This window comes from Saccharopolyspora gregorii (assembly GCF_024734405.1).
Lineage (GTDB): Bacteria > Actinomycetota > Actinomycetes > Mycobacteriales > Pseudonocardiaceae > Saccharopolyspora_C > Saccharopolyspora_C gregorii.
In genome coordinates this window covers 4,915,826-4,940,660 of the sequence record NZ_CP059556.1, presented here as the reverse complement: position 1 = coordinate 4,940,660, position 24,835 = coordinate 4,915,826, and the positions used below count along the sequence as shown (strand labels likewise).

1 protein-coding gene (only partly in view) is annotated in these 24,835 nt (G+C 68.8%); it reads left to right on the top strand.

Going from position 1 to position 24,835, the window contains the following annotated elements; all coding sequences use genetic code 11:
• Positions 1-24,835: the 3' portion of a DnaJ domain-containing protein gene (locus H1226_RS21415; RefSeq protein WP_258342249.1), read on the top strand. Its footprint begins 8,006 nt before the window's first position; 24,835 of the gene's 32,841 nt are visible here — the last part of the coding sequence; its start codon lies off the left edge, out of view; it ends in the stop codon at positions 24,833-24,835.

The window sequence follows — 24,835 nt, the reverse complement described above, 5'->3', positions numbered from 1 at the left end:
TATCTTGCGTTCCGCCACGGCTGAATCGCTGACGGATGAGCGGGAACTACCATCGAGTCGTCCGCTGATGATGTCCGGTGGATATCGGATCGGTTCAGGCAATGTCTTCGATGATGTGGTTGAATCGTTCGAGGCTGATCTGAAAAAGGCATCAGAAGCATATCGTTCGTTGCGTCCCGAGGAGAATCGGGAGCGCGAAGAACTATCGCGCGATATGGATCGTATTACCAGGGTGATCGAGGATATCCGGCGTGATCGGGTAGCGTTGCACGAGGAATTCCGGAATCAGATCCTCGCCGACATGATGGCCAGAGATCGGCAAGCCGCCAACCATCCTTTGTTGCCGTATTCGCCAGAGCCGAACCTGTACGTCGATGCGACCGTGTTGCTGAAGAAGGGGCAGTCCGTCGGAAGTGCGGAAGAAGAGTTCGGTTTTGGTGACGGTTCGGGTGAGTTCGACAAGCTTGCCAGAAAGCTCAACCGGGAGAACGCGAAAGAGTTCTCCGAGTACTACGACAGCCGGTACGAACAGGCCTACGACACTGCTGAGCAGGCGGCGGCGGCCGATCGAGAGCAGGAGACGAGGGAAGCTCCGGAGATCAGGAACCGGACCAAGGAGGAGGTTGTCGAAGAGGCGAAGGTCAACGCCGCTGCCGGGCATCCGGTCCGGGATGTGCCGTTCTTGACCGGCTTCGTCAACAACGCCATCGAAACGGATATGACCAGGATTGCCCGTACCTGGTATGAGAATGGGCAGACCACGAGCAAGCTGCCGCAGACCCACATCGACACCAACGCGCTGCGGACCAGGTTCTGGCAGGCCAGCGTGGACAGCGGTGGGAAGTCTTCGACGCCCCGGGCTGCGACGAAGGACACGAGCATCAAGGGGTACCAGAAGGCCTACCAGGAACGCGGTGCGGACAACGCCGACCCGTGGGGGATCACGCCCAGCAAGGCCGACTTCAAGGCTTTGGGTGGGGCGAATCGGAACACGGTCCACGGTGCTCTCTCGATGCCGATGCGTTTCAGCGAGCATTCGGCGCTGCGGGGCGTCCGAATCGGGATGCCGATCGATCCCGAGGGCTCGGTCGGGCGTGACGGGAAGAGTTTCAACCCCAAGACGATCGTGGCGCACAACGCGGCACTATCCCCGCAGGCGCCGACCATGATGCGAAATCTTCAATTGTTCGCCGAGACCTACCTGGATACCAGGAAGCCGTCGATGGTAATCGGTGGGGACTCTTTTTATCGGCGGGTGGCGTCGGCTCTCGATACTGAGGTCACGGCTGAGCAGTTGCGGGAGGATTCGGTTCGCTCCGGAATTGAGTTGTTCGCGTCGGAGGCGAATGCGGAAACGCAGCCTAAGGGCGCTTCGTTCTCCGAGCAGCCGGCCACGAAGTTCACCCTCCAGAACCGGATCGACGGGGCCGTGGGGCTGTTGTCACAGGCTCTGTTGCAGGGGCCATCCGTGAATGGGAGGGCGGTTGACGAGCTGGTTGGCCGTTTGGTGGCGACTCACCTGAACCGCACGGTCCGAGCCGAGCGCCCTGACGGAACCACCGAGGTCTTCACTTCGTTCCCCCGTGATTCGGCCGGAGAACGTGGGCCCGATCTTAGCTTGCCGGCAAGCCGTTCTGTTCCTGTACATGGTGACGTATTGGCGCAGGGCGTCCCCGTCGCCCGGACCGGGGTGCGGGTGCTGTCGAGTGGGAGTCTCAACAGTGCGGAGCTCGGGCCGCTCCACGAGAGATACCGGGATGCGTTGTCGGTCAATAGCGCTGAGCACGATGATCCCGGTGATGTGCTGGCCGCTCGGGGCAGGCGGACCAACTGCCTCAACGTCGCACTACAGGGCATCAATACCATTGGGCAGGGCAAGAAATTCCGGGCGGAGCCGAGTGGTGCGGTCAGACGCGGCCATGCTCAACAGGAGCTCTGGCAGACGGCCGAGATGTCCTTCCGGAACGCTGATAGCTGGGACGAGCTCAACGATCGGCTCGCGGAACTGCCGAACGGTTCGACCGGCCTGGTGATCGATGGGTCGCAGGCGACGTTCTTCCACAAGGATGATGATGGTGTTCTCAACCATTTGAATCTGCCGGAAGAAAGGCTGCCGTCGGGCCCGCGTCCGATTTGGTTTGCCGTAGCACCGAAGAATCGGATACTGCCGCAGATCACCGCCCCGGTGGACGGGCCCACCGACGCCGATGACCTCGTCCACGGTCCGGATGGGGCCAATCCGCGTCGTTCTGGTGTGAATCCGCGGCGTTCGGGTGCTCGTGCTGTTCCTACGTTGCGTGCGGAATCGTCGCGGTCCGATGCGGAGCACACGAGAGCCCTGCTCGACCAGCTCAACGACGATCTGGCCCAAGCCCCGCCGAACACCACCGGACGGCCGAGGGTCATCTCCCGGGAGACCTTCGCGGACGATCCGGCTCGCCGGGACCGGTTCGTGCGGAGGTACTTCCCCGCGGAGTTGCAGGTGAACCGGGACAACTTCGAGCGCGACGTCACCGGACACCGGACGAATTGCGGTCCGGCCTCGATCAACACGCTGAATTCGAGGAACTTCCCGCATCGTGCGAGGCGGGGTGAGTTCCGCACCAGGCCGAGCGCTCCGGTGAACCGGGGCTTGCTCGCGGGGCTCGCGGGGTTGCGATTCGACGAGGCCCAAGGTTATGCGCACATCGAGGACTACCTCACGCGGCAGCGGCACTCCCCCCACGGGGTGGTCTTCCAGGAGCAGGCGGATGTCGGGCACTTCATCACGGCGCACGACCTGCACGGCTGGGTCGTGTACTTCGACGGGCAGGCCGGCGATCTGGGGGTCACGAGCACGCCTTCGGTGGCGGTCCGGTTCGCGCCGGCACCGACCGACCGGGTGATGGCGCCTGCCCACATGCCGGTGGAGCAAGGAGCGCGGGGCAGGGACGCGGGCGGATCCGACAGGCGCAACCCGCGTCGGTCCGCACCGGGGAGTTCGGGTGCTCGGACGGTTCCCACGTTGCGGACCGATGCGGCGCCGATCACGCGGGAGAGTGATCCGGATGCGGTGCGCGATGTCGAGCGGCAGCGGCAGCTGCGGCGTGTGCCGGATCCGGCAGCGGAGGACGTGACGGAAGCCCCGCGGGTTCTCGCGCGGGCTCTCGAGACGGAACCGCCGCATGAGACCGGGATGGGGCAGGAGGTCCGTGATCCGGTTCCGTCGTACGAGATGCCGGAGGGGCACGTCCAGGCGCCTCCCCTGTACGAGCCCGGAGACGCGCCTCCCACTTACGACGACGTCGTGCCCGCGGACTCCTCGCGCGGCGAGCGACGGGACCGGTCCGGCCACGGCGACCGCCCCACCGGCAGGGGTGGTGCGGCCGGTCCGGAGCGGGGCAGGCAGCACCTGATCGACCAGCAGCGCGTCATCGAAGCGACGAACGAGCTGGCGCGGCGCATCACCGACCAGTACCCGCCGGACCGGTTCTCCTACGTGGGCGTGGGACGCAGCCCGGCACCGGTGGTCACGGCCCTCGAATCGCGCGGGCACCAGGCCGTGTCGATCCCGCTGTCCGGCTTCCGGGCGGCGCCGGACCCGGATTCCGCCGCGTACGGCGCGTTCGACGGTCCGGGCACCCGAGCGCTCGGCGACTCGGAGCGGGAACTGCTCGGGCAGCACTTCGACGAGTTCCTGGGCGACATCCCGGCGGACAAGAACGTGCTGCTGGTCGACTACACGAGGTCCGGGCTGTCGCTGGTGGCGGCGCAGCACCACCTCCAGCGACACCTCGGCGGCCAGCGGGCTGTCCACGCCCTGGCGATGTACAACGGCGACGTCAAGAACTACGCCCCTCTGCTGCGGCAGGTCCGGGAGTCGATCCTGTCGACCGGGAACGGGCCTGAGCAGGACCTGTGGAACTCACGGTTCGACACGATGGCGCTCGACACCGGCGAGCCCCTGGTGCCGGAAGGGCCGTTCGCCTCGACCGGTCCGCTCGACTCCAGCGGCCCGCTGGGCGAGGGCGGGCGGTTGCTCGGCACGGCGCTCGAACAGGAGACGTTCGACGAGCTGTCCGAGCACGGTTCGTTCCGGTTCTTGTCCGCTGCCGTGGATTCGGAGGGCACGCCGGGGATGTTCGACATCTTCCGGCCGCGCCGAAGCGACCGCGACGGCTTCGCGGGCGAACGGGGGAGCGGCTACCAGGCGCTGGAATCGGCCGTGCGGTACGGCCGGGGCGGCGTGGAGTCGGTCGCGCCGACCGAGCCCGGTGAGCGGGGCGGGCGTGCGCTGCCGGACGTGGTGTCGGCGGAGACGTTCGCGAACGATCCCGTGTCCGGGGCGGACTTCCTGCGCGAGAACGCACCGAACTTCGGCCTGGCGAACCGGCGGAACTACCTCGACGGTGTTCCCGGCAGCGCCACGAACTGCATCCTCGCCACGATCCAGGGCGTGAACGCGGACAACCATCCGGAGCGGGCGGCCGAGTTCACGGCGCAGCCGAGCGGCCCGAGGTACGTGCGCGAGGTGGAGGCCGAGACGGGACTGGAGTTCTCCGAGCAGCCGGACGGTTATGCGGGCGCGGAGGAGTACGTCAAGGGCCTGCCGGAGGGTTCGCAGGCGGTGGTGTACCGGGACCAGGGCGATGGTGATGGCCACTTCTTCCGGGTCAAGAACATCGGCGGCCGGGCGGTGTTCCTGGACGACCAGATCGGGTGGTTCGCGGATCTCGGCACGAATCCGCTGGAGGTGTGGATCGCCCCGGTGACGTCGAAGGACGAGCTGCACCTGTCGCCGGCTCCGCTGGAGACCGGGGACGAACCTCTGCCCTCCGGTCCTACCGGCAGGGGTGCGGGGCCGTCCAGCCGTCGCAAGCGGCGGTCCTGGTTCAGAGCCGAGGACTCACGGGGGCGCCCGCTCGAGTTCCGGCGCAAGGACGTCGCAAGGGGGACCTTGCGCACCGCCGACAAGCATCCGATAGGGATCTCCCTGGAACCCGATCCGCGCCGGGCGGACTGGGTCCGGAAGTGGGCGAGGACCGCGGACCGCATCCGCGTGCTGCGGACGGTTCCCGGGCTGCCCACTCGTGCCGCGGCGGCCTTCCCGGGCAGCGAAGCGGACGTGTTCTTCGGCGAGCCCGTCGTGGTGGCGATCGGCAACGACGGAGGGAAGTTCGAGCTTCCGATCAAGCGTGGAAGCGGCACCAAGATCGGTCGGGTGAGCGGCAGCACCGTCGCGGAATACCTGGACAAGAGCGACAGGTTCCTAAAACTGCTGGCCGAATCGCAGAGTTCGGGCGGCAAGCCCGAGCTCCTGCTGCTGACCGATTCGATGGAGAACGACAAGCTCCTCGCGGACTTGACTCGGCGGTTGGCGCAACTCGGGCACAACGTCGACGTGTTCGTCGGCAGCAGCCGATCCTCGCCGCTGCCCGGTGGTGGATTCGCGGTGGCGGAGAACCGGGGCCTGGTGCGCTTCCGAGCGCGCAGGCGAGTGGAGACCGAGACCGTGGGCAGCTCTTTCCCCCGGACGGTCCGCAAGCCCCGATACGTGGTCGAGAAGACCACGCTCTCTTCCACCCGGTACTCGCCGGAAGAACTCGCGGAGATCGAGCGCGGAGGCGCCCCCCGGCCCGCACCGGCGGGCCGTGCTGACGGGCATCCCGAGGGGAGGTCGGATTCGCACGATTCCGAGAACATCGACGACGACCACAAGTCCGAGGTCGGTTCGGACTTCACCGTGGAGTCGGACGTCGACGACGACGGGTCCTCGAACTCCGGCTCCGACACCGATTCCGACGCCGAGGAAGTGCCTGGCGCGAGCAGGCCGGGGGCGCGGGCCGAAGGAAGTTCGAATCAGCAACCGGAAACCCGCCCTGAACCGGGGCCGGAGTCCCGGCCGCAGCAGCAATCCGAGCCGAAGCCGGAGTCGAAACCGGAGGCGGAGCAGTCGAAGCCGAAGCCTGCGGCCGAGCCGCGATCGAGCGCGGAGGGGTCGAAGCCGCGGTCGTCGGGTTCGGTTGACATGTATGACGAGTTGGGCGTTCAGCGGAATGCGCCGGTCTATCGGTTGGAGCGTGCGCTGGCGGGTCTGCTGTATTCGGACCGGATAGAGCCGGAGCGGGCTAATGAGATCGAGCGTGCTGTGGCGAAGTTGAGGTCTGCTGCGCAGGCTCAGTCCGCGGCCGAGACGAGCTCTGGTGCACGTCCCGAGTCCCGGCCGCAGGCCAAGGCGGAGCCGTCGAGGTACGACGCGAAGTCGCAGCCGAAGCAGCCGCAGGCCGAGGCCGAGCCCAAACCGCAGCCGAAGGCCGAACCTGGAACCGCGTCGAAGCCGCAGGCGGGATCGCGGCCATCTGATGGGCTTCATGCCGCGCTGAACGTGGATGTCGGTGCCTCCCTGCGGGAGTTGGAACAGGCGTGGCGCGGTTTCCAACTGCGTCATCCGCAGGACGGGCGGCGGGCTTCCCGGGAGGACCAGCAGCGCTACCAGGAGGCGAAGGTCGCGTTCGAGGTGTTGTCGGACCCGGCGGAGCGCGCGCGGTACGACAGGGAGCACTCGGGTCCGCGCGCCGGGGAGTCGGCGAAGCCCGATGCGCGGTCCAAGTCGGATCCCGAGCCGAAGCCCGAGCCGAAGCCGGATCCCGAGCCGAAGCCAGAGCCTGCGCCGAAGCCTGCGCCCGAGCCGGAGAAGCCCGAACCGAAGCGGGAGCTGAATCCCGACCTGTCGTCGAGCACGGACCACTACGCCGTGCTGGGAGGCGAGCGCGGCGAGGACATCACCGACATCAGGAAGAAGTGGCGCAAGCTGCTGCTGGCGAACCACCCGGACAAGAACCCCGGCAACAGGAAGGTCGCCGAGGCCAACACGATCGCGATCAACAAGGCATGGGAGGTCTTGTCGGATCCGGCGCAGCGCCAGGGGTACGACGACGAGCTCATGGAGCGTGAAACCCGGGCCCGGGCCCGGGCCAACGCGGAGTACGGTGCCGATGCCCGGCCTTCCCAGCGGCCTCCCAAGCGTCGGGGCACCGCCGCTGCGGGGGCGCGGCGCCAGCACGAGCGTCCCCGCCGCCGGAACACCGGGTTCGAGCAGGACACTCGGCCGGAACGCGAGGACACGCGCCCGAGCGCGGGGCCGGCTTTCTCACCGGAGCAGCTCGGCTTGGTGCAGGGCCGGTCGCGGTTCTCCTCCGGCCAGATGTCGTACTGGGAGGACGTGTGGTTCCGCCCGGATCTCCCCGCGCAGCGGCCGATCTTCAGCCAGGCCCGGTTCGATCCGCGCGGCCAGGTCGTGATCGGAGTGAGCTTCCTCTGGACTCCCAGCCCGCTGGCGAACTTCTACACCAGCGTCGGCATGCCGTTGATGGACCGGGTCGTGCGGACGACCCCGGTGGAGGACCTGGCGGACGCGCTGCGGCAGAACCGGCCCGGCGGCACCGTGCAGCCGCTCTGGGGTGACAAGTACCCGATCATCACCGATCTCCAGTTCGGCCCCGAGGGCGGGCACTTCAGCCTTCCCCCCGGGGCGGTGTTCCTGCGAGGCCAGGCGCTGGGCCAGTGGACGGAGGTCGTCGCGGACGGCCGTGGCACGGCCATCGTGCACGAGCACTCCCAGCACTTCCGGAACGCCTACGCGCTGAACCTGCAGGGCTCGCTGTTCGCGATGGCGTGCTCGATGACCGAGAACCAGCACTCGCTCCAGTTCATGAAGCAGCTGCGCGCGGCCAGGTACCCGTTCGCGGCGGACTTCCCCAGGGGCGCCTTGGGACTGCACATGAGTCTCGACGGAAACCACCTCGTGGTCGGTGTCTCGGGCAACCGCGGCTTCCGCAGCTATCCCCGGGCCGGTCGGAACCCGCTGCGTACTCCGTCCGCGGTGTGGGAGGGCTCCCAGTACGACGAGTACCAGCTGGAGCGGATCAGTCGCGAATACCCGGTGGACGTACGGCAACCGTGGCCGGTGACCGAGCACCGCGGTGCGGACGAACGGCCGTCCGATTCTGGTTCCGGTGAGCCGAAATCCGCGGCGTCGGACGAGCGGATCCGCTCGCGGGCCCGGTTCGCCCTGCTGGAGTTCGATCCGTTGAGCCCGTCGCCGATGGCCGAGCCGGAGGGCGAGGGAGGTCAGCGGCTCGAGTCGCCGTTGGGCATGGACGGGGTCGAGGCGTACGAGCTGACGACGCTCTCGACGGAGCCCGCCGAGCCGGAGACCGCTGACGAGACCACCGGTGGCCCGGAGCCCGAGTCGCCTTCGCTGGTGCTGTCCCAGGCGCGAGAGGCCCTGGCGGAGTCGGACTCGACGCGACCGGGCGGTGGTGGCGATCGCGTCGCCGCCGGGCGCGGTGCGGGCCAGGGCGGTTTGGAGACGATCGCCGAGGAGCCCGCCGACCACACCACGGAGCAGGACACCACCCAGCAGGACACGGCCCCGCAGGGCTCGATGGTCGAGCACGCCCTGCTCGAACGCCCCGAGGTCGACGGCGAGATCGACGGCACCCGCATCCGATCGGTGATCAAGGACCTGGTGCGCGACCAGAAGTCGGACGACACCGAGTTGGCCGAGCGGGTCGACATCGCGTTCTCGGACCAGAACCTGAAGGACGCCTTCCGCTCCGGCCTGGAAGGTCTGCACATCGTGGACCTCGGGGACAAGCCCGGCCGAGGTCCGCGCGTGGTCCTGGACGTGGCAGACCTTTCCGAGCCCGGGAATCCGCTGCCGGGCTCCGACGACGTCCGGACCTCCGGCGGCCGGGAGCGGGTGCTGCACCAGGTCTCCAGCAGCCGAGCCAAGGCGCGCACGGATTCCGCCGCGGTCCGAGTGCCGACTCCGTTCGTGGCGGTGTCGGGAAAGCTCGTCGGGTCCGCTCACCAGCGCGGATCCAACATGAGCTCCGCCGCGAAGCGCGGTACGTCGACCGAGATCACCGAACCGGACCTGCCGGTCATCGGCGCCGGTCACCAGGCCCGCTACCGGATCTCCACGACCTCCGCGGGACGTCATCCGCAGCATCACTCCAGCGATGCGCTGGTCGATCTGCGGCTGAAGTGGCCGCTGCGCTCGGAGCTGAACTCGGAGAGCGGCCCGCGGATGGGGCACCCGGAGGCGATCGAGCACGTCGATTTCTCCGGCGTCGGCGGCATCTACCGGGCTGTGCGCGACAAGCTCGGCAGCGACTTCCGCCCGAACGACCCGGCCGAGCTCGATTTCCGCACCGTGCTCGCCGAACTCGGTGACGAGGGCAAGTCGCTGCTCAGCGGTCAGGTGCTGCGCAAGACCTTCGACTTCGCCAACGCCCGCAAGCCGGTCGACGTCCTCATCGGCGTCGCCGATGTCCGGCCGCTGCGGGCCGCCACCTCCGAGGCGACGCTCACCCGCAAGGAGATGACCGGCGGGGAGATCTCCTCCGGGGAAGTGATCACGTTCAAGCACGGCGGTGGCGGTGGAATCGCGGGCGGGGATGTCACCGGACTGACCGGCCTGCTGTTCGGCCCCCAGGGCGAGGACGTCCGGGCCAAGATCCACAACGGTGCGGCGGTCGCGAGCCACGAGCACGAGACCACGGAGAACTACGAGGGTCCGCTCGACGAGCACCTGGCGAACCTGATGTTCGTGGTCGACGTCGCGCCACGCGAAGCGCGCGCCGCTTCGGGCGAGCCGACCTTGGTGGCCGGGACGGCGACCAGCCGCCTCAAGCCGCACAACGCCGAGCAGCACGGGTGGACCAACAGCGTCTCCACCACGCCGGCCGGGTCTCCCGAGCGGGAGGCCGACGCCGAGCAGTCCCGCAACGCCCCGGACCGGGTGGACGCGGTCCACCGGTTGCCGAGGGCCGCGGTCGATGCGCTCGTCGGTCCCGCGCTGTCCGAACTGGCCGTGCGGGGCGACGTGGCGGCCCGCGAGCTGCCGCGGGCCGCGCAACGGATGCGGCGCTTCGTCCAGGATCACGCGAGGGAGATCACTCGCGGGGACGGCGTCAGGTTCCCGCTGAGCGCGTTGTACAAGGACGCGCCGGACGTGTTCTTCCACGGGACCATGGACCTCGATCGGGCGAAGCCCGCCGTCGACGAGCCCGGCAAGACCATCGGCGGCAAGCTCGTGTCCGCCTACCAGCGCATCACGGGGCAGGACAAGGACCGGACCCGCGTCGGTGGGATCGGCGCGATGGGTTACGCCGACAACATCTGGCCCGGCCTGACCGGGTTGACCCTGGACCACGCCAACACCGCAGGCGACACCATCGCGCGCAAGGTCGCCCACGAGCAGCCGTACACCGGGAAGGGCCAGGTCCGGCGGTACGCGTATCCGGCGGAGTTCACCACGCGCCTCGGCGGCACCTGGTCGAACCCCGGGACGGCTCTGCCCGGCGTCAGCGGCGAAGTCCACGTGGAGGTGTCGGACTCGCCCGGCACCGCGCTCGGCGAGCCCGGCGGGGAAACCCGGCCTGAAGACGCCTGGCAGGACGGTGACGCGGAGCGCCACGGGCTCGACGGCGACCTGCCCTCCGGTTTCGAATTGGAGTCGCTGGCTCCGGTGCCCGGTTTGCGGCGCACCACGGCGGACATGCTGGGCGGAATTCCGTACCACCGCTGGCGGGAAGTGCTGAAGCGGCCGTTCATCGGGCGCGCGCCCGTCAAGTTCGACGAGCACCGGGGCCACCGGCTGCGCCTCAACGCGGGCCGGTCGAACGACCCGGGTGAGGATGCGTTGAACGAGCGCAACGCCGGCTTGGGAGGGCTGGAGGTCTTCAGCTCGCCGGAAGAGCGGATGGCAGGTTTCGGCGGGGCGGTGCTGCTCGGGGACCGCCGAGAGCTGAAAACCCACAACAACGGTGGAATCATCGGCAGCCGCGAGCTGCACGGGGACATCTCGCTGCGGACGCGGTTGAGCAATCCGACCCCGGTCCGGGTCGATGACCACCACTGGTTCGCGGACAAGAGCAACTCGGAGACCGACCGCGCCGTCAGCGAGCAGAAGTCCCGCATAGGCCGATTCCGGGCCGGGGTGTTCGCCTTCTTCCCGGTGAACAAGGAATTCAGCGTCGGCGCGGCGGCGGGCGGCGAACTCTCGTACACCCGCGGCTCCGGCACGGCCGAATCCGGCAACGCCAAGAGCACCGACGAGACGGGCCACTACGAGCGCGGATACCTGATCCGCTACGACGGAGCGCACACGGCGCGGACCTCGGTGCGGCGGCGCTGGGAGAGCGTCCTGCGCAAGTTGTACGACGGAACCGCGGTGCACGCGACGAAGTCGCTCCAGCAACCCGGCTACGTCAAGGTGTGGGTTCCGGCCAGCGTGATCGACCAAGTCGGCACGCTCGCCGAGGAGGACGTCGCGAAGCTCCGGCCGGAGGACGCCGAGCGCTACCGCCGGGGGCGCGACGCGCAGGCGGACGGCGCGCCGGAGGCCCCGTCTTCGGCGCCGGACCGGGAAGTGGAGCCGCAGGAGGACGAGGTCCGGGGCGAGTCGCCGCACGAGTCCCCAGAGGTCCGCCCCCCGGACGACGTCGGGCGTGGAAAGGGCGACATCGGCGCGCACCGCCTGAAAGTGGGCGGCGAGCTGGCGGAGGGGATCGCCCGGCAGCTGGCCCGCCGGTCGCGGGTCAACGGGCAGTCGGCCAGCGCGCGGTTCCAGACGTTGTCCGCCGTGCTGCGAGCGCTGCGCACGGCGGAGACGTCGATCTCCCCGCCGGCGGCGCAGCGCCTGTTCGACTCGCTCAACGAACGCATGATGCGGGACTCGGTGTGGCCGGTGCTCGGTTCGCTGAAGGGCGACCCGGTGCTGAGGGAGATCGTCAACGGGGGGTGGCCGCTGCTGGTGGTCACCGACCAGGCCTTCGGCCGGGTCGAGCAGCTCGTGGTGGTGCACGGCACCCCGCGGGGAGGCCGCTACCACCAGACGATCGGACGACCGTCGGACCCCGGCGCGCCCGAGCGTTCCTCGGGGCACGAGCTCACCCACCAGACGCGTCGGTACGACACGCGAGGCTTCCTGGGCAAGCTCACCGCGGCCGTCATCGCCTACCCGGCGGAGACCGGGGTTCCGGCGGCACTGATCGCCCCTGGCGGCGCGATCACCTACAACACGGTGACCCAGCCGGAGCACGTGCGCGAGCACACCACCGGTGCACTCGCCGGGCTGGAGGGACCGAGCCACCAGTTCGTCCACGACTTGGACGTCGAGATCGACGTGTACCCCTACGCGTCACCGGGCGCTTACCGCAAGCTCCTGCCGGACTGGATATCCACGCTGACTTCCCCGGTGCTGAGCGAGCCGTGGTCGGGCAGCTTCACCGTGCCCGACGCGATCCGTTCGACGGTGCCGGTCGAGGAGACCGTCACGCCCGGTTCCCCGGCCCCGGAACCGCTCGCGGAGCAGACCTGGTCCCTTCGGCACGATCAACGGCAACGGGGACTGCCGCTCGGGTTCTCGGCGAACGCTGTCGTGCACGTCGGTCGCTTCGACGCGCCGAAGCTCCGCGCGGCCGTGAAGAACCTCATCCTCGGGAGCGACGAGGGCCGTCCCCGGCTCCGCCCCGGCGACGCCTACTCCCTGCTGACCGAGGTGCACGTCGACAAGCTGCGCACCAACTTGGCCGCGGGAATGGCCGAGGCCGGCTACCGGGCCGAGCTGACCAGCGGCCCCCTCGCTCGAGTGGTGATCAAGGCGGGACTGACGCAGCGCAAGCTGCACCAGGTGCTGGACGGTTCGCTGAAGCCGAGCGAGGTCGAGGAACGGCTCGTGAAGTGGGCGGCCGACCAAGGCCTCGACTGGGGGCCCACCTTCACGCTCCAGTTCCGCGAGCCCAACATCCAGAACTCGAACTTCAGGCCCGTCCAGCAGGTCGCCGACTTCGAGAGGCCCCTCGGTCAGCGGAACCGGAAGCAGTCCACGGCGTTGTCCGCGAAGATCGAGGCCGCGGACACCGAGCACCGGACGATGTACCTGGTCTCGGCGGTTCCCAGGTGGCGGCTCGAACCGAGCTACCGGGGCGGGGGCAACCGGCCGGGGTGGGAACACCCGATCAGCACCGGCAGGGACAATCCCATTCCCCTCCTCGTCGATCGGCAGGGGCTCGTCGACCTCGGTTTCGAGATTCCGGGCTCCGACGGGGAAGACCAGAGCGGGCCGTTGCAGGCCCAAAGCCCGCCGATGCCGGATGAAGCGAGCGACCCGGTGGTCGAAGGGGACCTCGCACGAGGTTCCACGCCGGAGGCGGAACCGCAGTCGCGGGACGAGCGTTCCGGATCCGCTGGCCCCGGTGCGGAAGGTGAGCCGGGCGGATCGCCGCTGAGCGACCGCGAGATCGAAGTCCGCTTCGACGAGGGGCGCACGCTCCCGCTCGGCATGCGCAGCCGGGACCTGGACGACCTCGGGGACCCGGAGAACGAGAACCGCTGGATGGTGCCCGACGGCGCGGAAGTGGCGCGGCTCGCGCAGGCGCGCGACCCCGAATCGCCGAACTACCGGCAGGGCTGGGACCGGCTCACCCCGGCGCAGTCGTGGGCGCTGATGGCCGCCGAGCTGCGCGGTGCGCAATTCCACCAGCGCGATCGCGGCAGGGCCATCGCCCGCATCCGCCGGCTCAACCAGCGGTTCGGCGCGTCCTACCCGGACAGCGAACAAGCACGCGCCGAGATCGCCGCTGCCGCGCACGAGAAGCTCAAGTCCTGGCCCATCGCCCAGAACTTGTTCCCGCACGCGCTTGCGTCCGACGGCAACGGTGGGCCCGCCCCGCTGATGCGGTTGCTCGCCGAAGGACAGCCGGTCCAGAACGGGTGGGAGAGGGGCGTTCTGGAGGGCGCCGCCGCGAGTCATCGCGCCAACGTGGAATGGTGGTTCGGCTACTCCTCCGCTTTCCAGCAGGGCGACGGCACGACGGCCGCGGATCCGTCGGAGATGCCGCGCTACGGCGCGGTGATTCCGCCGAACCGGACTGAAGGCACCGCCGTCCAGTGGGGCACGGTCGTGCTGCACTGGAACGACGACGTCCGTGCTCGCACCACGTTCACGCCCGGAGACACCGGTCTCGCGCTCAGCGACGATGCGAACGCGAACGCGGTCAAGTACACCGACAAAGAGCACCTGTACACGTTGCTCGCTTACGGCGACGAGCAGTTGGTCCGGCACCTCGTGGCCGAGGCCACCGATTTCCGCTACGACCCCGAGCTGGCGGGTGCCTCGGGGCCGAGCACCCACGACTACCTGGAAGCGCAGATCCACGGCCCGTTGGATCTGTCCTTCGCGGAGAAGGTCGTGATCAATTGGGGACGCATCAGCGCCCATGAGGGCACTCAGCCGAGCCTCACTCGTGCCGAGGCCGAACAGCTGGCCGCGGACCTGCGATCCGCGCGCCCGGAGCTGGCCGTCGAGTTGGGCAAGGAGCTCGGGGAGCCGGGCGAGGCCGACGTGGCCGAGCAGGACCGGGTGCGGCGGTTGTACGGCCTGGCGCCCGACCGGAACCTGGACGAGCACGAGCTGGCGGTGGCGCGCGAGCTCGACCGGGCGGCGGGTGGCGGCCCGTTCGCCAGGCACGCCGTTCGCGAGGACTTGATCCGGTCGCTGACCGGAGACGACGGCTCCCACCTGGACGACGAGGCGGAGAACCGGGTGCTCTCGGAGCATTTCGACGCCGCCGTCCGGCGTGGTGTCCAGCCCCCGCTCGATCGTGCTGGGGAAGAGGCCCAGGAGGACCCGTTCGTCGGCGGGGGGCTCTCGCGAGGTGCCACGCCGACTGCGGCCGAGCATGTGTCCGGTCCGCAGGTGCCGTCGGTGCGGGACTCGGCGGCCGGGCTCGGCGATCGGGTGGTTCCGGATGTGCGGCCGTCGCCGGAGGATCCGGAATGGCGGTCGGCGAAGCCGCATCCGGTGTCGGCGGACGGGCTGAGCCCCATGTTCGAGGCGCGCCGGTTCGTCTCGGGTGGGGAGCGGTTCCTGTCCGCGACGGTGCGGTTGGGGTTGCGCCCTGGCGCTGGGGTGTCTGCGGAGCGGGTGGACGCGATGTACCGGTCGCTGCTGGAGGCGGCCGAACGGCGGGTCAACGACGTCGGGCGGGTGTTCCCGGAGGGTGCTTTCGGCGGTGCGCGCTTCGTGCTGGACCTGCAGCGCGACGATCGGACGGATGGTGCGGCGCACGCCGGGTTCACCGTCGTCGACGGTCCGGCGTCCGACGACCGGTGGTCGCTGGAGAGCACCGGCGATGAGCTGCTGGACGGCGTGTTGCGGCGGCTCGGTGCGAAGCCGGTCGAGGACGGCGCGGACGCGATCGGTCTTGAGCAGCTCACGGACATCGCCGGGGTCGTGGCGGGAACTTGGCCGATGCACCCGGATCCGCGGTTGCGGGAGGAGCATCCGGCGCGCAGTGCGGGACTCGACCTGGCGGAGTACGACGCGGCGCGCGAGCGGGCGTCGGTGACCACGGTGGACGTCGATCTGACGTTGCCGTTGCCGGCCGAAGATCGCGGCGGGACCCGCGCGTACTTCGACGCGCGTCGTTTCGAGGTGGGCGGTGAGCGGATCGTGGAGGGCACGCTGCGCCTCGACCTGGACCCGGTCCGGGGTGTCACCGATGAGCAGGTCGACGCGGTGTGGCGGTCGACGGTGTTCGGGGTGAACTACCTGGTCAACAGTCAGGGGTTGTCCTTCCCGGAGGGCGGGGATCTGGCCGGGGAGCGGCTGCTGGTGCGGGTCGAGCGCGCCGAGCACGACTCGGCGCACCGCCGGATGGAGGTGACCCCGCCGGGGTTGCGGGCGCTGGACGACCGCTTCCCGGTGGGCAAGTCCCCGCTGACCTACGGGCACGAGGTGTTGCACCGGCTCGGTTTGCGCGACGAGCACGAGGGCGAGCGGAAGCTGCCGGAGGACCTGCTCGAGCACATCCGGGAGTCCAAGCGCCCGGTGGCACGGCACCTGGCCGCGTGGGGCGGTGCGGTGCGGCACGTCCAGAACGCGGGAACGAACGTGATGGGCGGGGTCGCCGCCCACGACCTGACGGTGGTCCCGCACATCCGGTCGCGGCACCTGAGCCGGATCGGCCGGGTGGTCTCGGGTGCGCTGGCTTCCCCGACGTCCTATCGGGGGCCCGACCACGAGCCCACCGGCCAGCACGCCCCCGAACCGAGCTCAGCCGACGACCCCGTCACCCAGTTCAACGAACGCCGCTTGCAGCGGATCCTCGCCGAGATCAACGACTACCTCGCCGTCCGCGAACCGGACAGCACCCACGTCTGGCGCGGTGCGGACGGACTGGACCGCAGGGGGAGCGAGCGGGAATGGCGTGGCCTCCTCGACAGCGGCGCGGACCTGCTCAAGAGGTGGAACGCCGAGCACGGCAGGGAGAAGTCCCTTCGCGAGCCCTACGTGTTGGAGAACCGCGTTGAAACCCTGAAGAGGGAACTCGAACTGGGGCGGCGCGGCATCCGCGTGGTCCCGAAGATCAGCCATGGGCCGGATCACCCGAGCCAGCCCACGAGGAGAAGCCTCAACCGGCTGATCGATGACGTGCTGAACCACGCCATGAGGGCGAAGTCGAGGCTCGACCTGATGGGGGACACGCTCGGCGATCTCGGTGCCGACACCGAACATCGCGGAGCGCACCTGCGCGTCCAGCGCGGTTTCCGGCGCCTGTTCACCGAGCTGTACGCCTGGCGGGCGGAGGCGACTCCCGGGCAGCCGATCGACCGTGAGCGGTACGAATCGCTGGCTCAGCTCTACAACGGGTTGGTCAACCTGGAGGGGGCCTACGAATCCGATTTCGAGCAGGTGTCCACTCCGCTGGAGAGGTTCCTCGCGAAGAAGGCCGGCATTCGGGAGAAGGACCTGCTCTTCGGCAGCGATCAGGCCGAATACGACTCGCCGACGCGCCGGGTTTCGGCGATCCGGCCCGCGAACGCGCTCGACGCGGCGGTGCGGGCAGTGGACTCGTCGGAGTTGCGGTTGATCGAGCTCTCCGCTGGTCCGGGCGGGCTCATGTGGCGCGTGGACGACGAGGTGCTCCACCGGGAGGACAGCCGGGACAGGGAAACGGTCTTCCGGGTCGGCCTGGTCCCGTGGGAAGAGTCGGTGTCGCCGTCCTCGCTGGACGAGTACCAGATGACGATCGACCAGCGGACGTCTTTCGTCGCTTCCAGCCGGAGCAAGGACTTCGCGGTCGGCTGGGGCGATCATCGGTGGAACGACAGCTTCGGCGCGAACCAGCGAGAAGCCGACCACATCCAGGTGTTCGAGATCGACGCTCCCGGCGGGATCGACCTGGTGTCGTCGCTGAACCGGTATGCGCTGCCCAAGCAGCAGGAGGTGGTCTTCCCCGGGGGCGTCCGCCCGGAGTTCATCCGGGGCTGCGAGGTGCGGTACGACGGGGGCCGGATCGAGTACTTCCCGAATCCGGCCTACCGGCCGCGCCCGGCTGCCGCGCCGCCGCCGTCGTCGTCGGCTCCGGTGGTGTCGCGGGGGCAGGTGCCGGGCTCCGCGTTGGGGGTGGCCGGGGCTTCCTATCCCGGCCCCAGCCGGCCCGGCCTGCTCTCCGAGCCGGAGCCGGGAGGGGACCGTCCGCTTCCTCCGGTGGTGCATCGCGGTGAGTTCGAGGTGGAGGTCGTCGGCGGGGTGCCGCACGTGCGGTTGTACACGGTGGTCTCGGCGGTGCAGTTGCCGCAGCTGGACGTCCTGAGCGGGGAGCCGAGCGCGGCTTCGCTGGGCGATGTGCAGCAGGATCCGGTGAACGGGAAGATCACCGTGCTGAGTTCGCAGGCGGGCCGTCCGCTGTCGGTGATCGCGGGGCGTCCGCTCTCGGCGGTGCAGTTGCTGTCGGCTGCCGAGGACGTGCTGGCGGAGGTGCAGCCGTGGCGTGCGGCGAATCCGCCGGTGATCCGGTCGTACCTGGCGTCCCTGGAATTCGTCCGGAAGCTGAGCCTGGACGCGGCGGCGCGGGAGCAGTTCCCGCACCAGCACGACGGGCGGACGGTGAACGTGTGGCCGAAGGCGGGCCCGAACCTGTTCACCGTTGCGCGGGAATCGCTGCCCGAGCTCGTCGGCGAGCTCGTGCCGGGTTCGATGGTCACCTACACCTCGGGCATGGGGCAGGAAGGGCTGCTGCGCGGGGACTGGGCGGGTTCAGTCGAGCACGTGGACGGCTTGCGGGACCGGCTCGGCGTGCCGCGCACGGACCGGGAGCTCAGCCCGAACTGGCGGGCCTGGCCGACTTTGGACGAGATCGAGGCCGGTTCGACCTGGCAATCTCGCCGGATCGCGCGCGGCCTGCGGCAGCACTATTCGACCTGGCTGGAACTGGTGTCGCCGTCGCGGCGGAACGCGGCGGTCGAGCTGCGCGGGGGCGACTCGCTCGTGCCGATCGACCAGCGGACCGAGGAGCTGCGGGACTTCCTCGGCGAGCACGGGTTCGGCGAAAACCAGGTGGAGGACTGCGCCGGGCACCACCAGACCGCGTCGGAGCGCCCGTGCGTCCTGGACGATTTCATGGAACGCACGGTGCGACCGTGGGCCGATCAGGCCGAGATCGTGGTGGCCCTGGCGGAGGATCACGGCCGGATGCTGGGTGATCTGGGCATCACGGCGAAGGGCGCGGACAACGAGTTCGCCGCCTTCCGGGAAGAGTTGCCGGAGCAGCGTGCCCGGCAACGGAGGGCCGGTGCGGCGATCACCGCGCGGTGGCGCGACCGGATGGGCCCGGATCGAATCGTCGCGACGGTCGGCGAGCACCTTCCGGAGTTCCTGCACCGGGACGGGCCGCACTTCGGCGGCGAGCAGGCGAGCGCCCATCGGGAGCGGGTGCGGCGCGCTTTGGGGCGGTACCAGGAGCTGGCGGGGGCGGAGTCGGACTCCGGCCGGGTGATCCCGGTGGACGCGGTGGTCAAGGCGATCCTGTTCCGCGGCCTCGGATCCGACGGCGCGCAACGGCAGCAGGTCGCCCGGTACGAGCAGTACGAGGACGAATTCCCGCCCCAGGAGAACTACGCCGACGGCATACCGCCGGATCACGCCGAGGAGCGAGAGCTCATCGCGAACGAAGCCGCGGCGCACCAGCGGCGGCTCGACGTGGTCCCGCGCAACGCGGTGGCGGCCGACCTCGTCGGGCGCTACGGCGGCCTTTTCGCCGAGGGAGATCTGGACGTGGCCCGGACGCTGGTGGAGTCCGATCCGTTCGGGCAGTTCAGCGCGGGGGCGACCCGTGCGGATTCGGTCTTCGAGTTCGTCGCGCGGACGGCGTTGCGGTTGACCGGCCGGGACGGGGCCCGGGGTCGGCTCTCGGACGATGCGGTGCGGGACGTGCGGCGGGTGTTCGTGGAGTGGCACCAGTTGCACCAGGCGGAGCGCGACGAGGGGGACTTCGAGACCGACGCGGACGGCGAGCGGGCCACCACGTCCGAAGACCGGCTCTTCGCGTATTCCCCGCGAGTCCGGCGCGACTACGCCGAGCTGGCGGAGCTGTTCGCCGAACCGAGGGCCGTGCGCGGTGCCTACGCCCGGCTCTTCCCAGCTGAGCCGCGGAACTCGACCGACGACTCGTCGCGTCCCCGGGTGCCGAACCCGGACTCGTCGCGCGAATCCGGGGCGCACCGGCGGCCCTTGCTGCGGGACGAGAGTTCCGGGTCGGAGGGGTCGAGCGACGAGTCACCTCGTCGGCAGCGGCCGTTGCTGGAGGATTCGAGCTCTGATTCGGAGGGCGTCGAGAGTTCCGAGCCGGAGGACTTCGACTCCGGTTCGGCCGGTCGGGATTCGGTCGCGGGTGGCCCGGAGTTCTTGGCTCGCTATCCGGAGTTCGTGGGTGTGAACGCGCAGCGGTATGCGCGTGGCGAGCGGGGTCGCCGGGAGAATTGCGTGCCGTCGGTCTTGGCGGCGTGGCAGACGCGCGTTCGCGGTGAGCTGGTCGTCGCGCCGCCGGGTGGCGCGGAAACCGTGGGCCGGCTGGCGGCACGCGTGGGTGCGTGGCCGGTGGCGGCGACGCACGAGCAGGTGGCCGAGCACATCGAGGGGCAGCGCGCGGGGGCGCTGGGCGTGGTGCTGCTCAACGGCCAGGACGGAATGTTGCACGCGGTGCTGGGGGAACCTGGTGCCGACGGCCGATTCGCGGATCCCCAGCGCGGGGTGATGGTCGATTCCGTTGATGTGGTCGGATACGTGCCGCTGCCGGGGACGGGCGCGGTGCCGATCGTGGGCGAGCCGCTGGACTCGAAGCTGCTGATCGGGATGCAGAAGTACCCCGTGGACGGCGGGAGCGGCTCGCGCGATGGCGAGAACGATTCGCGGTCAACCCGTTCAGCGCTGGTCTCGCGATTGTTGGGGCGCTCGGTCCCGAGCGGGCCGGGATCGGCCGGTGCCTCGGGTTCGGCCGTCGGGGGTTTGCGATCGGTGCGGCGAGGGACCTTCGGGCGTTTCCTGGGGCGCTCGGTTCCGGACGCGTCCGGTCCGGCCGGTGAACCGGGTCCGGTCGAGGAGCCGGGTCCGGCCGACGAGGCGCTGGACGAACTCGTCGCGCCGCCCTATGCCCGGCCGCCGGGGTACGGCGAGCTTTCCGCCCCTCCGCCGGGAAGCGGGGGCGTGACGTTCCGGCGTCCCAAGGTGGCCAACTCCGCGCTCACGGCTTCGAGCTTCCACAGCACGGCGGACGCTGACGCGTTCTTCAGAGCGACCTTCCCGAACCTGCTCGGGATCAATCCGAGAGGCCGGCGGGCGAACAGGTGCGGAGCGTCGTTGGTCGCGACGATGCTGACGCTGGCCGGTGATGTGACGGTGGCTGTGGACGCGGGCGGCCCGATGACCGTCGGGCACTTGCAGCAGCGGGTTCTGGAGCTGCTCCTCCACCGGTCTCTCGCGGAGTTGGAGGCGCAGCTCTACGCCGGGAAACTCGGGAGGCATGAGCGGGCTCGCACCTTGCCCGTCCAAGACCGCATCGACGCGCTGCGGGCGCGGAACCACGAACTGCTGAGACAGGGCTTCGGCCTGTCGCAGGCGCAGCAGCGGAGAATCATGGAGTTGCCCGCGGACGAGCGGCAGCGGGAAGTCATGGCGCTGGACGACGCGTGGGAGGGCGTGCAGGCCAGCATCAACGAGCTCCAGCAGTTGCAGGATCATCCGCCGGAAGCGGTTGAAGCCTCGTTCGACGAGGTGATCACGCACATGCTGCAGCTGCCGAACGTGAAGGCACCGGTGTTCTTGCGCGGTTCCGCGGGCATGCTGCACGGCGTTGTCGCGGCGTGCTCGCCGGACGGGGTGGTCGTGTTCTTGGACGGTGACCGCGCGACGATGCCCGATGCCAGGCCGGAGAACGTGGTGGGAATCCTGCCGATGGTGCCGATGGTCAAGTCGGTGCTGCGGGAGTTCACCGGCCCGAAGCTGGATCCGGAATTGCTGGTCGGAGCACACGCCGGGCGAGCCGCAATCGGGGTGGAGGACTTCGTGCCCGCCGAGCTCACCGAAACCCCGGCGCAGCGGGAGATCCGTCCCGCGGCGGAGCGCGGAGCCGAGTTGCGGGCGCAGCCCACTGGGCGGGGTGGTGCGTCCGGTGCGGGGATACCGGCCATTGTCATCGGTCCCGAGGTGGAGGAGTCGTTCCCGTCGGCTCCTGAGCAGGAAGAAATGCTCATGGGGTGGGATGGGCACGAATGGGTTCCCTATTCGGCGAGTCGGGCGCTGATCAATTACTTGTCGAACCCGCTGGAGAAGAGCTCGCTCCTGTTCGCCATCCGGGACAACTTCGACCTGATCGGTATGACGATCTGGAACAGGAGGATCACTGCCGCTTCCCAGCAGACGTACAAGCGGCAGTGGCCGGACGGGAGCATCACATCGGAGCCGACGCCGTACGCTGATGATATTCCGGAATCTCCGCCGATCTACGTTGACGCGCATGGCAGTGATTCGGACTTCACCATCGGGCTCAGCAATGGGCAGTTGATTCCGGAGCGTTTGCTCAAAGTCGACGGCAAGACCATGGCCGACACGTTGTTCGCGAAACCGGCGTTCCGGCGCGCGCTCGCCGAGAATCCGAAGAGTGCGCTGGTGATGCTGAGCTGCCGAATCGGCAGGAATTTCGCCCCTGGTCATGCGGCGTACGACTTCGTCGAGCGGATTCGGGAACTCTTAGGCCGGCCTGACCTGCGCATACATTTCGCGACCGGGGTCGTGACGGTGGATACCGGGTCCGGTGGTCTCCTCGTGCGTGATGGTGGGGAGTTCAGGACCGCGCCCCCGTCCTCGATGGAGTCGCAGCCGCGGGGTGGTGCGGCTGCCGTCAATCGCGAAGCGGGTAGCGGCCTTCAGGCTTTGGAGTCGGCCGTTCGGTTCGGCAGGGGCGGTGTGGACTTGGCGGGGACGTTGACCGAGTCCGCCGGCGGACGTGCCCGACCGTTGCCTCCGCGGACCGGTGTGGTGTCGGCGAAGACGTTCGCCAGTGATCCCGCGACTGGTGCGGAGTTCCTGAGCCAGCACGTTCCGAACCTGGGCAACGCGAATCGGGACAACTACCTCAAGGGCGTTCCGGGGCATCGCACCAACTGCATGGAGGCCACGGCACGAGGGGTGAACGCGGACAACCATCCGGAGCGGGCGGGCAAGCTCAAGGCGCAGCCGAGCGGTCCGAAGTACCGGCACGAGGTGGAGGCCGAGACGGGGTTGCGGTTCTCGAAGCAGCGGGACGGGTATTTCGGCGCGGAGGGCCACGTCAAGGGACGGCCCGAGGGGTCGCAGGCGGTGGTGTACCGGGATCAGGGCGATGGCGAGGGCCACTTCTTCCGGGTCAAGAACATCGGTGGTCAGGCGGTGTTCCTGGACGATCAGATCGGGTGGTTCGCGGATCTCGACACGGACCCGCTGGAGGTGTGGGTCGCTCCGGTGACCTCCGGCGAGGTGCTGGAGCTGTCGCCGACGCCGTGGGAGACCGCGGATCTGCCCGCCCCCACCGGCCCCTCCGGGCGGGGCGGGCAGGCGTTCCTGGGCGGGGAGCCCGTGACGGTGCCTGATGTCGGGCGGGGCACCGCCGACACCGGCGCCCCCCTGCAGGGGGACGACGAGTCCGATGTCGATATGGATCTCGCTTACGGGGGTTCGCCGGAATCGAGCGGGGACTCGCCGGGTCCCCTGTTGGCGGGACGCGGAGCCACGTCCGAGTCCGATGTGGATGTAGATCTCGATTCCGATTCCGACGTAAATGAGCTGCTCGCAGCGCTCGATGATTCCGAAGACCTCCGATCCGATTCTGACGACGATGTTGATCGGGAGCACGGCGCACCGCCTGAGCTGCAAGTCGTCCTGCAGGAGCTCGAGCATCGCAGGGCTGAGTACGACCAGGAGGCCGCCAAGCATCGGAAGGCCCTTGAGCGAGACGATTTGCAGGGCGGTAGTCGGCCGGATCTGATCCTCAGCGAGTCGATCAAAACAATGGAGGTCTTCCAGAAGATCAACGATCTGAGGGCGTCGAGGGAGGATGTCGATCAGTGGTGCGTCAAGAATGAGGGATGGCTGCGTGCGAATCGCGAGTCGCTCGAGGCGGAACTCGAAATCAATCGTGAGAAGTGGAATAACTACGGTTACTTCCTGATGCACCATTTTGGTGCCGTATGGAGAGAGCCGTTCGTGAAGAAGGGGCCGTTCCGTGGATCCTATCTCGGCCACTTCAAGGATATTTCCGCAAAGAACCTGATGTCCTTGGGCCTCGAAACTAACGTTGCCGCGGCCGCACAGCGGGATTCGGCTGCGGTGTCGCAGGTGGGCGAGGGGAATTCCGGTGACGCGGCGGAATCGTGGATCGCCGGCATGCGGCGGAAGCTTGAGGCGAGCTTGCGGGAATGCGTGTTGCGGCACTATTCGCCAGCCGATCGTCTCAGGCGGACCCTCGGCCCGCAGGGCGCTTCTGGCGCCAGCAGCGTCCTCAAGTCCATGGCGATGCTGGAGAACGAGGGCACCTCGCTGGGGGGCAACACCGACGACGGGGACAAGGTAGCATTGGCCAACCACGGGTTCGTGTTTTTCTACATCGAACCGGCCGGCGACGGTTTTCGGAACAGTCGCTTCGGTGGGGATGACCCCGCTCGCGTCACGCTCCCGATCAACAAGCTCGAAGAGGGCGACGGGTGGTTAATGCTGAACGATTTCAACGACCAGGAATTTCCGACTATCCGTGCCGACGATGAGGGCGGGATCCTCTCTTATTCTCGTAAACCTCACCAGGACCTGTGGAAGCAGCTGGGTAGATTGGGGAGGTACGACCACTTCGACTCGGTGCCGGCGAAGTCCCCGGCGGGAAAGTTGAAGAAATCCGTGTACGACATCATGGGGATCTACGGCAAGGTGGAACCCCGCATCAAGTCGGTGGCCGTTCTGGCTGAAGCGGTACGCGTGCTGCTCAACGGGAGGGATCGCGACAACCTGGATTCTGTGATCCAGTGCATGCGGAAGCTCCGGGTCGCGGAGGAGGACCTGCAAGCGGAGATTTCGAAAATCGATTCGAAACGTCTCGCCGAATTGACGGAAGTTCGCCGCAAATCTTTGGCCGACGTCCGGCGTTACTCGCGCAAGGCGCGCATCTACCGGGAAGACCTGGACGAACATCTCCGCAGCGTGAACCGATACCATGGCGACCAGCGCACGAGGGACTACCGGGAACCACTCGGCGCGAACATCCTGGTCGGCGCCGATGCCATCCCGGGGTTGGCCCAGCGCTGCGTCGTCGAGGTCGCCCGCTTGCAGCGCCAACTCCCCGATGTCGCCGAGGTCCTGATCGGCATGTCGGGTGACGATCTAGTTCGGGTGCTCCTCAAGGACTTCGTACGCCCGCAGGCCATGCTGCAAAAAGAGGTCCCGTTCACGCGGGCGAACGTCGAGTTCAAGAACCCGTGA